Here is a 13,447-nt window from a genome sequence, read left to right as displayed (position 1 = left end):
GGCTCTGACGATTGCTGCGCAATCGAGCGGGAGCAAGCTCCCCCGCCACAGGGTTGCATAGCCCGCGCACGCTCCGGTGACAGCCCACACCGCGTTTTACTACACTGCCCCACTCCCCTCCTTTGTTCGCGAGCCGTCCAACCCATGAAAAAAACAACAAGCACAATGACGATCTTCGGCCTGCTGACGCTCTGCGGCGGCGCCGTGGCTGAGCCTGCCGCCTCACACCTGGACGAGGTCCTGCAACGCGGCGAACTCAAGGTCTGCACCACCGGCGACTACAAGCCCTACACCTACAAGGCAGACACCGGCGAGTATGAAGGGATCGACATCGACATGGCGCGTTCGCTGGCCGCAAGCCTGGGGGTCAAGGTGCAGTGGGTCCAGACCAGCTGGAAAACCCTGATGCCGGACATGTTGGCAGGCAAGTGCGACATTGGCATGGGCGGCATCTCGGTGACCCTGGAACGCCAGAAGAAAGCCTATTTCAGCAACACCCTGGACGTGGACGGCAAGATCCCATTGGTGCGCTGTGAGGACCAGGCGCGCTACCAGACCATCGAGCAGATCAACCAGCCTTCGGTGCGCCTGGTGGAGCCGGCCGGCGGCACCAACGAAGCCTTCGTGCGGGCCTTCCTGCCCAAGGGCCAGCTGGCATTCCACGACAACGTGACCATCTTCCAGGAACTGCTGGACAAGAAAGCCGACGTGATGATCACCGACGCCTCGGAAGCGCTCTACCAGCAAAAACTCAAACCTGGCCTGTGCGCCGTCAACCCGACCCATTACCTGCAATATGGTGAAAAGGCCTACCTGCTGCCGCGCGATGACAGCACCTGGAAGATGTACGTCGACCAGTGGCTGCACTTGAGCAAGGCCAATGGCAGTTACCAGAAGGTGATCGGCCAGTGGCTGGCGGTTCCTGCGGCTCAGTAACTCTCTGCTAACGCCACGAACCTGTGGGAGCGGGCTTGCTCGCTCCCACAGGGGATCTCTTGACCCAGGCATTTGTATCGCTCTGTATAGCAACCGCGAATGGATACGAAACTTCCTGGATACCTGCTCGTGCTCGGCCTGTTCCATCACAGAGGTGCTGCATACGCACCACAAGCGTCACCCACTGCTCTACTCCCACCGGGCTGGAAACGCCTTGAGCGCAAGTTTCTCCATCACCAGCCCGATGAACGCCGAGACCGCTGGCGGTAATTGACGTCGGCTCGGGTAGAGCACATTCAAGCCAAAGCCCAGGCGCTGATATTGCGGCAGTACCCGCACCAACCTACCGGCTTGCAGGTCCATGCGGCTCAACGCCGACGGCAGGACCGCGATGCCGAGGCCCGCCACCGCCGCCTTGCGCAGCGCTTGGGCAGTATTGGCGTTGAAACGACTGGGCATCTGCACGTCTTGCTCGGTCCCATCCGGGCCGACCAGGCGCCAGTGGGTCAGGCCGCTGGGATGGGCGAAGCTCACGGCGTCGTGGTCGGCCAGATCCAGCAGCGAAGTGGGCATGCCCCGGGCGGCGATGTACGCCGGGCTGGCGGTCATGCCGTCGCCGTCGTTTTTCAGCAATTGCCGGCCGACGTAACCTGAGTCCCGCAACACCCCGCCCCGAAAGGCCACGTCGATACGGTCGGCAATCAGGTCGACACGGGCGTCACTGAGTACAAACTCGAGTTTCACCCGCGGGTACGCGGCAAGAAAATCGGCAACCCAGTCCATCGGGAACACATCGAAGAAGTCCGCCATCGCCGCGATACGCACCAGGCCTGCGGGCTCGCCGCTCCCTGCCATCAACTCCTGACCGGCATCGTTCAGTCCGTCCACCGCGTTGACGCAACGCTCATAGAACGTCTGCCCCGCCTGGGTCAGCATGAGTTTGCGGGTGGAGCGTTGCAGCAGTCGCTTGCCAAGCTGGCCTTCCAACTGCTGCACCCGGCGGCTCACGGTATTGGATGGCATCCCCAACTGCCGCGCCGCTTCGGCAAAGCTGCCACTGCGGACCACCTGGACAAACAGTGCAACGTCATTGAGATCGAGCATAGCGCCGCCATTACTGCTTTTTTTGGATGAGTTCAATCCGATTGTATCGACTAATCAACCCATGGGTAGGTGCTTATCCTTCACTCATCGACCTCACACCTCCAGGTGAAACCATGACCCGCATCGATCTCAATCCGCTGTTGTCTCCCGCGCTCCTCGGCAAACTGTCCCTGAAAAACCACATGGTCATGGCGCCGATGACCCGCAGCCGCGCAGGCTCAGGTGATGTGGCCTCGCCCTTGATGGCCGAGTACTACAGCCAACGGGCCGGGGCCGGCCTGATCATCACCGAAGGCTCCCAGGTCTCGGCCCAGGGCAAGGGCTACCTGCGCACCCCAGGGATTTTCACCCCGCAACAGATCGCCGGTTGGAAACAGGTGACCGAGGCGGTGCACGCCGAGGGCGGCCAGATATTCCTGCAGCTCTGGCACGTTGGCCGCTTGTCCCATCCGCTGGTGCAGGTGAACGGCGCCCAGCCGGTGGCGCCTTCGGCGATCAAGGCCGACGGCGAGATCTACACCATCGAAGGTCTGAAGCCCTACGAACTGCCACGGGCGTTGGAGCTGGATGAGATCCCGGGCGTGGTCGCCGACTTCCGGCAGGCCGCCTGCAATGCAAAACTGGCCGGGTTCGATGGCGTGGAGATCCATGGCGCCAATGGCTACCTGATTGACCAGTTCCTGCGCGACGGCACCAACAAGCGCACCGACGCCTACGGCGGTTCCGTCGAGAACCGGGCGCGCTTGCTCAAGGAAGTGGTCGAGGCGGTGATCGAAGTGTTCGGCGCCAGTCGTGTCGGCGTGCGGCTGTCGCCGATCTTCAGCTACTTTTCGATGAGCGACAGCGATCCCCAGGCGACCTTCGAACACGCAGCCGGCATGCTCAGCCGCTATGGCCTGGCCTACCTGCACATCGTGGAAGCAGGTGAAGGGCCGTTCGACTTCCGGGCCCTCAAGCGCCACTTCAATGGCCCCTACATCGCCAACGGCGGTTACAGCGCCGAACGCGCCGCCACCGCCATCAGCCGCGGCGAAGCGGACCTGGTCGCGTTCGGTACTCCATTCCTGGCCAACCCCGACCTGGTGGAACGCTTCAAACTCGGCCAACCACTGAACGCCCCTGATGCGGCGACTTTCTACCAGGGCGATGAACGTGGCTACACCGATTACCCGACGCTGGCTGAAGCTCAAGGGGCGCGATAAGCACCAATAGACACACCGCAGGTTTCCTGTGGGAGCGGGCTTGCTCGCGAAGGCGATGGTTCAGCCACCGAAGATGTCGGCTGCCAGACCGCTTTCGCGAGCAAGCCCGCTCCCACAGAGTCTGCGGCGTGCCTGAAAATTATGAGCCCCCCATAACCCACTGTGGGACCGAGCTTGCTCGCGATTGCGGTGGCCCATAAGGCGACCGGAGCGCCTCCTGCGCCGCAGCCTCAGTCCAATAACTGCACAATCCGCGGTTCAATCCCTCCCGCATTCACCTCCAGCAACGCCAACGTCACCGGCAGCTTGAAGCGTCGGCGACCGGCGCTACCGGGGTTCAGGTAGAGCCGATCCTCCCGCCATTCGATTTTCGGCTTATGCGAATGTCCGGTAATCACCAGCTTCACCCCCGGTTCGAGCAGCGCCGGCACATCAGCGATGTCATGCACCAGCAGCACCGGCCAGCCACAGAGCTCGAATCGCAGGTGTTCGGCCACGGACGCGGCCCACTCGGTACCTGAATCATTGTTGCCACGCACCACGTGCAGCGCAGCTATAGCCGCCAACTGGTCGAGGATCTCGGCGCTGCCGATGTCGCCGGCATGGATGATTCGCTCACAACCCTCGAGCGCCGCAAGCGCTTGCGGGCGCAGCAAACCGTGGGTATCGGAAATGACGCCAACTTTCATGTAGTCTCCTTCGCCAAACACTGTGGCTGACCGGATCCGTGGCCAGGGAGCCCGTTCTCTCCCAGGCAATATTGCGCCGGGTTCGAATAAGATAAGCTGCGCACCCATTAGTGCGCAGAACTGTCGTAAAGGAAATGTTAATGCTCGGACGCAAACGGCCGGAGCCCACGCTCGATAGCGCTGATGAAGCCTTCTCCCCCCAGGCTGCACGCACTGGAGCGGCGTTGCGACTCACGGTGAGCTTCATGCTGGTGGTGGTCCTGGCCTTCCTGGCCGTGGAAGGCTGGCGGACTTGGCGCGATTATCGTGCGGCCTTTGCCTCGGCCCGCGATTCGGTGACCAACCTGGCGCGAGCGACGGCCCAGCACGCCGAAGACACCATTCGCCAGGTGGACGTGGTGACCGCGGCCCTCAGCGAGCGCGTGGAAGGTGACGGCCTGCAGAACATGGACATCCCACGCATTCACAAGCTGCTGGTGCAGCAATCGGCCATCATGCCGCAACTGCATGGGCTGTTTATCTACGGTCCCGACGGTGAATGGGTGGTCACCGACAAGGAAGTGACCCCGGAAATGCCGAACAACGCCGACCGTGACTATTTCCAGTATCACCGTACCCACGAGGATCGGAATGTGCGGATCGGCGAGGTGATCAGGAGCCGCTCTACCAACGACCTGATCATTCCGATCTCCCGTCGCCTGAACAATCCCGACGGCTCGTTCGCTGGTGTGATGCTGGGCACGGTCAAGGTCAGCTACTTCGTCGACTACTATGGCGACTTCAAGATCGACGACAAGGGCGCCCTGGTCCTCGCCACGCGCAGCGGGACCATCCTGGTGCGCCGGCCGTTCGTGGCCTCGGTGGTGGGCAAGAGCCTGGTCAACAGTGTGATCTTCAAGAACTTCCTGCCCACCTCGAACCAGGGCATCGCCGAAGCCAGGGCGGTCATCGACGACACCGAACGCCTGTACGGCTACCGCGCCCTGACCACTTACCCATTGGTGGTGGAAGCCGGCCTGTCCCGCGAGTCGATTATCGCGCCCTGGCGTCGCGACCTGCTCAAGACCGGCATCGTGCTGGTGTTCCTGATCACCATACTCGTTGGTTTCGGGCTGATCGTCCTGAGCCAGCTGCGCTACCGGATGACCATGGAGAAGCAGATCCGCAGCGCCCACGAGACCATGCGCGGCATGGCCCTGACCGACAGCCTGACCGGCCTGGGCAACCGCCGGCGGCTGGACATTGCCCTGGCCGATGAGATTCGCCTGGCCAAGCGCCAGGGCACGTCCCTGGCGCTGATCATGCTCGATGTCGACTACTTCAAGCGCTACAACGACAAATATGGCCATGCTGCCGGTGATGAATGCCTGCGGGCCATTGCCGCGGCGATCCAGCAGACGATCAAACGCGCCGGAGACCTGGCGGTCCGCTACGGTGGCGAAGAATTCACCATCCTGCTCCCCAATACCAACGGTGTGGGTGCGGCGAAGATCGCCCAGGAAGTCCTCGAATCGGTCCGGAACCTGAATATCGAACACGCCGACCATCCGCTGGGCATGGTCACCGCCAGCGCGGGCATTACCACCAGCCAGCCAGGCACCGAAGAGGTCACCCCGGCCATGCTGATCAAGGCCGCCGACGCCTTCTTGTACCTGGCCAAGAACACCGGTCGAAACCGTTGGTGCAGCGCCGGCCTGACACCACAATAGTCGCCGTGTATCGCTCCGCAGCGCGCAAAACCAAGTCGGCAGGTGCCTGTCAGGCGCCTGGCGGCTACAATGCTCGCTTCGACCGTGACCAGCCTGACTAAAAAACCAATGTCCTTGCCCAAACATCACCTGGAACTGCTCAGCCCCGCCCGCGACGTGACCATTGCCCGCGAGGCCATCCTGCATGGCGCCGACGCCGTGTACATCGGGGGCCCGAGTTTCGGCGCACGGCACAACGCCTGCAACGAAGTGGGCGATATTGCCCGGCTGGTGGAATTCGCCCATCGCTACCACGCCCGCGTCTTCACCACGATCAACACCATCCTGCACGACAACGAGCTGGAGCCGGCCCGCCAGCTGATCCACCAACTGTACGACGCTGGCGTCGATGCCTTGATCGTCCAGGACCTGGGGGTGATGGAGCTGGACATCCCGCCCATCGAGCTGCACGCCAGCACCCAGACCGACATTCGCACCCTGGCACGGGCCAAATTCCTCGACCAGGCCGGGTTTTCGCAGCTGGTTTTGGCCCGTGAGCTGAACCTTGCGGAAATCCGCGCCATCGCCGACGAAACCGAAGCGGCCATCGAATTCTTTATCCATGGCGCGCTGTGCGTGGCGTTTTCCGGGCAGTGCAACATCTCCCATGCGCAGAACGGCCGCAGCGCCAACCGGGGCGATTGCTCCCAGGCCTGTCGCCTGCCCTACACCCTGAAGGATGACCAGGGCCGCGTGGTTGCCTACGAAAAACACCTGCTGTCGATGAAGGACAACAACCAGAGCGCCAACATCCGCGCCCTGGTGGAGGCCGGCGTGCGCTCGTTCAAGATCGAAGGGCGCTACAAGGACATGGGCTATGTGAAGAACATCACTGCCTATTACCGCCAACGCCTGGACGACGTCCTCGAAGACCGTCCGGATCTGGCCCGCGCCTCCAGCGGCCGTACCGCGCACTTCTTCGTGCCCGACCCGGAAAAGACCTTCCACCGTGGCAGCACCGATTATTTCGTCAGCGAGCGCAAGATCGACATCGGCGCCTTCGATTCGCCGACCTTTACCGGTGTGCCGGTGGGCGTGGTGGAGAAAGTCGGCAAGCGCGACCTGCAGGTGGTGACCTTCGATCCACTGTCCAACGGCGACGGCCTCAATGTGCTGGTCAAGCGCGAAGTCGTGGGCTTCCGGGCCAACATCGCCGAGCCCAAGGGCGAGTTCGAGGAAGACGGCCAGAAGCGCTACCGCTACCGCGTGGAGCCCAACGAGATGCCGGCGGGCATGTACCAGTTGCGCCCCAACCACCCATTGAGCCGCAACCTGGACCACAACTGGCAGCAAGCGCTGCTCAAGATCTCCTCCGAGCGCCGGGTCGGCCTGGCCTGGGTCGCCCGCCTGCGCGAAGAACGCCTGGAACTGACCGCCACCAGCGAGGAAGGCATCCGCGCCAGAGTCGCCCTGGACGGGCCGTTCGGCCTCGCCAACAAGCCGGAACAGGCCCTGGAGCAACTGCGCGACCTGCTCGGCCAGTTGGGCACCACCGAATATCACGCCACGGCGGTCGAGCTGGATGCGCCCCAGGCGTTCTTCATTCCCAACTCACAGCTCAAGGCCCTGCGCCGGGAAGCCATCGAGGCGCTGACCGCTGCCCGGGTCGCGGCTCATCCACGGGGCGGGCGCAAGGCCGAGACCAGCCCGCCACCGGTGTACCCGGAGTCGCACCTGTCGTTCCTGGCGAACGTCTACAACCAGAAGGCCCGCGATTTCTACCACCGCCACGGCGTCAAGCTGATCGATGCGGCGTTCGAGGCCCACGAAGAGACCGGCGAAGTGCCGGTGATGATCACCAAGCACTGCCTGCGCTTCTCCTTCAACCTCTGCCCCAAACAGGCCAAGGGCGTCACCGGCGTGCGTACCAAGGTCGCGCCGATGCAGTTGATCCATGGTGATGAAGTCCTGACGTTGAAGTTCGACTGCAAGCCTTGCGAAATGCATGTGGTGGGCAAGATCAAGGGCCACATCCTTGACCTGCCGCTGCCGGGCAGCACGGCGGAGCCGGTGGTTGGTTACATCAGCCCTGAGGATTTGCTCAAGACCATTCCTCGCGCGCCGCATTGAACCGCTGCAGCTCGCTCCCATCTGGTTCTGCGGTGTGGTCGAAATATGGGTACCCACCGCTAGCTCTTGTGGGAGCGGGCTTGCCCCCCCGCTCCCACATAAGGCCATAGCGATCCCTACATAAGTGTTCGCCGCAGCCACATTTTTTTGTACAGGCCTCCTCACGGTGTTAGGTTGTAAGTGATTGTTTCGTCGAAAGACGCTCTCTTCCAACCTTCTGCAAAGGAATGCCCTGCAATGGACTTTTCGTTCAAGCATCTGGCCGTGACCACCCTGATGCTGTCCAGCCTCGCCTCGATCACCACACCCGTCTTCGCCAATATCAGCGCGCAACAGAGCGCCACCATCGTCAAGAGCTTCTCCGACAGCTCGGTGACGGATTTTCGTCAGTTCCTGGCGAGCGTCGGCAAGAGTAACGTGGCAGAAACCGCCAACCTTGGCCCGGCCATCGACGGGTTCCTCGGCAGCAAAACCCTGACGGCCGAACAGCAGAACGAGATCCATCGCCTGCTCGGCCTCTACGCGCGGGTGAAGTATGGCAACGCGGCCACCGAAACCTTGAAGGAACTGGTCGCCATTCCGACCTTTCGCAAGGAAGGCGTAGCCCAGCACGAGAACCCCGAGTTCCTGAAGATCGCCGATAAGATCCAGAGTCTGGCAAAGTCCTTCAACCTGAACTTTCGCAATGTCGACAACCGCGTCTATGAGATTTCCCTCGAAGGCAGCGGTGATGAAGTCGTGGGCATCCACGCCCATGCCGACGTAGTGCCGGTGACGCCGGAAAACTGGGTGTTGAAGGACGGCACCCGGCTCGATCCGTTCAAGGTCACCCTGGTGGGTGATCGCATGTATGGCCGCGGCACCGAGGACGACAAGAACGGTATCGTGGTGGCGCTGTACGCGATGAAGATCATCAAGGAAGAAAAGCTGCCCCTGGCGCGCAACTTCAAGCTACTGGTCGATACCACCGAAGAAACCAGCGGTGACGCGATCCCTTATTACTTCGAACGCAACCCGACGCCCAACTACAACCTGGCGCTGGACGGCGGCTACCCGGTGGTGATCGCCGAAAAAGGCTACGGCACGGTCATGGCGAATTTTGCCCGACGCAGCGCACAGGGCCAGGGCGCTGAAATCACCGGGCTGACCGGCGGCCTGGCGACCAACCAGATCCCATCCACCTCAGTGGCCACCTTCGCCAGCGACAAACCTGCAGAATTGGCCGCTGCCCTGCTCAAGGCCGGTAGCGAATATGCCAAGAACAATGGTGGCGACTTCCAGGTGACCTCCCAGGTGGCCGGCAAGGACGTCCAGCTGACCTTCACCGGCGTTTCGGCGCACTCCTCCGAGCCGGAGTCCGGGGTTAACCCAGTGGCACGGATGCTGGTGTTCATCAACGGCCTCGACGGCAAGGTCGCGCTCAAGCACAACCACATCACCGACGCCGCCCGCTACGCCGCCGATAACTGGGGCCTGGACTACCTGGGCAAAAAACTGGGGATCGGCTTCTCCGACGCCTTCATGGGCCCGCTCACCGCCTCCCTGACCTATGTCGGGATGGACGAGAAGACCTTCAAGCTGGCCGTCAACCTGCGGGTGCCGGTGGGCAAGACCACTGAGGCACTGAAGACTGAAATCGCCGACAAGCTGAGCGCCTGGACCGGGAAATCCAAGGTGGTCGTGGCCTTCGACTACTCCCTCGACGAGCCGATGTACCGCAACCCTGAAGGCGAATGGGTCAAGGCGTTGTTGGCCGTTGCCAGTGAAAACCTCGGGATGGAGCACAAATACGGCACTTCCGCCGGCGCCACCTCGGTACATGACCTGCCCAACGGCGTGCAGTTCGGCCTGGCGATGCCCGACGTCAAATACACCGGGCATAACGACAACGAGTTCAAGACGGTGGAGCAGTTCCTGCTGGACTTGCAGATTGTGACGGAGATGATGGGCCGGGTTGGGCAGTTGCCGAAACTCTGAATAAGTCTGCTTGAAACGAACCGTGGCGAGGGAGCTTGCTCCCGCTCGGTTGCGCAGCGACCGCAAGCTTTTGGGGCTGCTGCGCAGCCCAGCGGGAGCAAGCTCCCTCGCCACCGGTTTGGCTTACTCCTTCAGATGGGTACTTTGATCTGCGGACTGGTCCGTGACGTCCGTCAACTCCACCCCCCAATCTCCATGCAGATACCAATCCTCCCCGATCATCTCGGCCGGGTGCATCGTTCGATCGGCACCGTTGCCGCACGCCAGGGCGCTGGCTGCGCAATAGCGGTCGCAGCCCCAGCAGATGCGCTCGGGATGCTTAGGGCTGAGAGGAAACGGCTTGGCCATGGGAACCCCGCTGACAGATGGGTGTACCTGCACCCTACCGCGCCGGGCCCGGGCTTCCCTTGATTTCGATCAAGAAGTCGCCTTGGTAACGGCTTAGCACAATCACGCTGAAAATTGACAATAATCATTATTATTCGCAGCAAAGCTTCCTAGACTCGGCCATCTTTTTTGCCAATCCAGGAAGTCATCATGCGTACCCTTGCTCCCCTGTCTCTCGCCCTGCTGTTTCTCGCGCCCCTGGCCCAGGCCAAGGAATATCCCATCGGCGAGCCGCAACTGTGTCCGGGGCTGGAAGTCGGCGCGGTGTATCTGCAACCGATTGAGATGGCTCCGGCCGGCATGATGCGTCCCACGGCGGACTCTGATGTGCATCTGGAAGCCGACATCCGCGCCACGGCAGACAACAAGCAAGGCTTCCAGGAAGGCAGTTTCGTGCCCTACCTGAACGTGTCGTTCCTACTGAAAAAACAGGGTAACGAGACCGAGCTCAAAGGGGACTTCCACGCCATGGTCGCCAATGACGGTCCGCATTATGGCGACAACGTCAAACTGCTCGGCCCCGGTCAATACCAGCTGACCTTCACCGTACTACCGCCCGGCGGGCATGCCTCCCTCGGTCGTCATACCGACAAGGAGACCGGCGTCGCCCCCTGGTTCGAACGCTGTGAATTGCACTACGAATTCGTCTATGCCGGGATCGGTAAAAAAGGCGGGTACTGATGAGTTCCCCACTCGGCGTGACGCACGTCGCGAGCCACCGACGCCTGACCTGGTGGATGCTCGCCGGCCTGGTATTGCCTTGCATCGCCCATGCGCAACTGCCCACGTATGAACTGAGCATCCGCGACGGACACTTCACCCCAGCGCTGCTGGAAGTCCCGGCGGGCCAGCGTTTCAAGATCGTGCTGAAGAATATCGGCCAGGGCCCGGCGGAATTCGAGAGCACGCCGCTGCGGGTGGAGAAAGTCCTGTCGCCCGGTGTCACGACCTTCGTGGTCATCCACCCGCTGCGTCCCGGACACTACCCGTTCTTCGACGAGTTCAATCCGCAGCTGCCGGAAGGCGGAATCCTCGCCCAGTAATCGCCAGCAGGAGGCGTTTCATGACTCAATCCATGTTCATAGTCTGGCGCGAAAGCGTCGAGGCGTTGCTGGTAATCGGCATTCTCCAGGCCTGGGTCAGCCGCCAGCAGCAAGCCAGCCAATTGGTGCGCTACGTTTGGGCGGGCGCGGCATTGGGTCTGCTGCTTTCTGGCGTGCTGGCCGGGCTGATCCTGTTGGCGGGCCAAGCCATGAGCGGCGCGGCCAACGAATGGTTCCAGGCGTCACTGGCACTGCTCGCCAGCCTGCTGATCGTGCAGATGGTCGGTTGGATGCACCGCAATGCGCGCATGCTGAAACACGATTTGACTCGCCACGCCGACCACCGTCTGAGTCGCCAGGGAGGCCTGGGACTGTTGGTGTTGGCGTTGCTGGCAGTCAGTCGCGAAGGCAGTGAGACTGTGGTTTTCCTGTACGGCGCCGGTGCTCGCCTGCAAGGACCGCAGTTGGGCCTGTTCGCCGTGGGCGCGGTGGCCGGCCTGGTGCTGTCGTTGCTGACCGTGTCGCTGCTGCACTCCAGCCGCCGGTTGATTTCCTGGCCGCGTTTCTTCGCCATCAGCGAAGCGATTCTGCTGTTGCTGGGGGCGGCCCTGCTGGTCAGCGGCATCGAGCGGGTCGGCGGCCAATTGCTGGCGATGGACTGGCCCGAGGCGGTGTATCGCGGCATTGGCGATGCACTGTGGGACAGCAGCGCGGTACTGGACGACGGTCATGGGTTCGGCGGGTTCCTGGCGGATTTCGCCGGCTATCGCGCCAGTCCCAGCGCGTTGACTTTGCTGGTATGGCTGGGCTATTGGGCGATGGTCGCGGGGTGGCTGCGACCACGCAAAGCGGAAAACCTGCCATGCCCGACCTGAACCCCTGGCTCCAGCGCCTGGGCGACGGCATGCGGCGCCACGGCGCAGCCATTCGCCGGGTACAGTGGCTGGTGGTGCTGTTTTACGTGGTGCTGCTGGTGGTACCGGCCTTTTCGCCATTGCCGGACAGCCAGGCGCGGATGCTCGACAACCTCACGCTGCTGGCACAGTTTCTGTTCTGGGGGCTGTGGTGGCCGTTTGTGTTGTTGTCGATCGTGTTGTTCGGGCGGCTCTGGTGCGGCGTGCTGTGCCCCGAAGGCGCATTGAGCGAATGGGCCAGCCAGTATGGCAAGGGCCTGGGGATGCCGCGCGCCTTGCGCTGGGCCGGCTGGCCGACCCTGGCGTTCTGCCTGACCACGGTTTATGGGCAGTTGATCAGCGTCTACGATTATGCCCAGGCGGCGCTGTTGATCCTGGGAGGCTCGACCATCGCGGCGGTGCTGGTCGGCCTGCTGTTCGCCCGGGGCAAACGGGTCTGGTGCCGCTATCTGTGCCCGGTCAGCGGCGTGTTCGCCCTGCTCGCGCGCCTGGCACCGGTGCACTTTCGGGTCGACGAACAACGCTGGCTGGAAAACCCCGCGCCGCGCCGGCCGCTACCCAACTGCGCCCCCTTGCTGGACATCCGCCGACTGCGCGGCGCCGCCGACTGTCACGCCTGCGGCCGTTGCAGCGGCCAGCGTGATGCGGTACGCCTGATCGCCCGTTCCAGCAGCGAGGAAATTCTCGATGCAACGGCCGACACGCTCTCGCCCTGGGAGGTCCGCCTGCTGCTGTTCGGCGTCATCGGCCTGGCCATGGGCGCCTTTCAGTGGACCGTAAGTCCCTGGTTCGTCACCCTCAAGCAAGGCCTGGCGCAGTGGCTGGTGGCTCATGACGAGATCTGGGCCTTGCAGGACAATGCGCCCTGGTGGCTGCTGACCCACTACCCGCAGCTCAACGACAGCTTCAGCTGGCTCGATGGCGCTTGCATCCTCGCCTATCTGGGCTTGAGCGCCCTGCTGTTGGGTAGCACGTTGCTGTTGCTGATGCATCTGGCGGCGAAACTCGCCGGCGATCCGACACAGTACCGGACACTGGCAATCACCCTGACACCCCTGGGCGCAGCAGGCCTGTTCCTCGGCTTGTCCGCCACCACCGTCAAACTGCTGCGCTACGAAGGCCTGCTGCTCGAATGGGTCCAGCCCGCCAGGGCCGGGCTGCTGCTGGCCGCAATGGCCTGGAGCCTGTGGCTGGGCTACAAACACCTCGAACCGACAACCTCCGCCCGCCGCCTCTGCGCCCTGGCCTGCCTGGTATCAGCCAACAGCCTGGTGGGGTATGGCTGGTGGCTGCAGTTCTGGGGGTGGTGACCTTTCACACTCGGCACAGTCCCCTGTGGGAGCCGAGCTTGCGCGCGATGGCGGTAGATAACTTTAC

The 13,447-nt window shown here is 62.7% G+C and carries 12 protein-coding genes; 9 read left to right on the top strand and 3 right to left on the bottom strand.

Features of this window, described 5'->3' with window-relative positions; all coding sequences use genetic code 11:
• Positions 1-144 precede the first annotated feature (144 nt).
• Positions 145-936, top strand: coding sequence for a transporter substrate-binding domain-containing protein (locus RGM2987_RS02490; protein WP_245138536.1), 792 nt, complete (start codon positions 145-147; stop codon positions 934-936).
• A 189-nt stretch (positions 937-1,125) separates the two neighbouring features.
• On the opposite strand, the gene RGM2987_RS02485 is transcribed toward RGM2987_RS02490, so the two are convergent.
• Entirely contained in the window at positions 1,126-2,040 is a 915-nt protein-coding gene (locus RGM2987_RS02485) for a LysR family transcriptional regulator (RefSeq protein ID WP_245138535.1), read from the bottom strand.
• 113 nt (positions 2,041-2,153) lie between these two features.
• Between RGM2987_RS02485 and RGM2987_RS02480 the strand changes: the two genes are divergently transcribed.
• A complete protein-coding gene (locus RGM2987_RS02480) occupies positions 2,154-3,242 on the top strand; it encodes an alkene reductase (protein WP_245138534.1) in 1,089 nt (362 codons plus the stop codon).
• A 230-nt stretch (positions 3,243-3,472) separates the two neighbouring features.
• On the opposite strand, the gene RGM2987_RS02475 is transcribed toward RGM2987_RS02480, so the two are convergent.
• Positions 3,473-3,931, bottom strand: a complete 459-nt coding sequence (locus tag RGM2987_RS02475) for a metallophosphoesterase family protein (RefSeq protein ID WP_245138533.1) — start codon at positions 3,929-3,931, stop codon at positions 3,473-3,475.
• Positions 3,932-4,071: 140 nt separating this feature from the next.
• Here RGM2987_RS02475 and RGM2987_RS02470 point away from each other — a divergent pair, with 140 nt between their 5' ends.
• The 3 genes from RGM2987_RS02470 to RGM2987_RS02460 all read left to right on the top strand — a co-directional run bounded on the left by RGM2987_RS02470 (position 4,072) and on the right by RGM2987_RS02460 (position 9,726).
• Positions 4,072-5,640: a sensor domain-containing diguanylate cyclase gene (locus tag RGM2987_RS02470; protein ID WP_245138532.1), complete on the top strand. Its 1,569-nt coding sequence runs from the start codon at positions 4,072-4,074 to the stop codon at positions 5,638-5,640.
• A 108-nt stretch (positions 5,641-5,748) separates the two neighbouring features.
• Complete coding sequence (locus tag RGM2987_RS02465; RefSeq protein ID WP_245138537.1) at positions 5,749-7,749, top strand: U32 family peptidase; 2,001 nt, start codon at positions 5,749-5,751, stop codon at positions 7,747-7,749.
• 237 nt (positions 7,750-7,986) lie between these two features.
• Complete coding sequence (locus tag RGM2987_RS02460) at positions 7,987-9,726, top strand: dipeptidase (protein ID WP_245138531.1); 1,740 nt, start codon at positions 7,987-7,989, stop codon at positions 9,724-9,726.
• 123 nt (positions 9,727-9,849) lie between these two features.
• Here the strand turns inward: RGM2987_RS02460 and RGM2987_RS02455 are convergent, their stop codons facing one another.
• On the bottom strand, positions 9,850-10,074 hold the full coding sequence (locus RGM2987_RS02455; RefSeq protein WP_245138530.1) for a DUF3079 domain-containing protein: 225 nt from the start codon (positions 10,072-10,074) through the stop codon (positions 9,850-9,852).
• A 189-nt stretch (positions 10,075-10,263) separates the two neighbouring features.
• Between RGM2987_RS02455 and RGM2987_RS02450 the strand changes: the two genes are divergently transcribed.
• Genes RGM2987_RS02450 through RGM2987_RS02435 form a run of 4 tightly spaced genes read left to right on the top strand, consistent with a single transcriptional unit; the run spans position 10,264 to position 13,380 of the window.
• Positions 10,264-10,794: an iron transporter gene (locus RGM2987_RS02450; RefSeq protein WP_245138529.1), complete on the top strand. Its 531-nt coding sequence runs from the start codon at positions 10,264-10,266 to the stop codon at positions 10,792-10,794.
• Entirely contained in the window at positions 10,794-11,156 is a 363-nt protein-coding gene (locus RGM2987_RS02445; RefSeq protein ID WP_245138528.1) for a cupredoxin domain-containing protein, read from the top strand. Before RGM2987_RS02450 ends, RGM2987_RS02445 begins: the two co-directional genes overlap by 1 nt.
• Before the next feature lie 20 nt (positions 11,157-11,176).
• Positions 11,177-12,031, top strand: a complete 855-nt coding sequence (locus RGM2987_RS02440; RefSeq protein WP_245138527.1) for an FTR1 family protein — start codon at positions 11,177-11,179, stop codon at positions 12,029-12,031.
• Positions 12,019-13,380, top strand: a complete 1,362-nt coding sequence (locus RGM2987_RS02435) for a 4Fe-4S binding protein (RefSeq protein ID WP_245138526.1) — start codon at positions 12,019-12,021, stop codon at positions 13,378-13,380. Before RGM2987_RS02440 ends, RGM2987_RS02435 begins: the two co-directional genes overlap by 13 nt.
• Positions 13,381-13,447 lie beyond the last annotated feature (67 nt).

The sequence above is a fragment of the Pseudomonas sp. RGM2987 genome (assembly GCF_022952855.1).
In the GTDB taxonomy this organism is placed as follows: Bacteria; Pseudomonadota; Gammaproteobacteria; order Pseudomonadales; family Pseudomonadaceae; genus Aquipseudomonas.
This window is presented reverse-complemented; position numbering and strand designations above follow the sequence as displayed.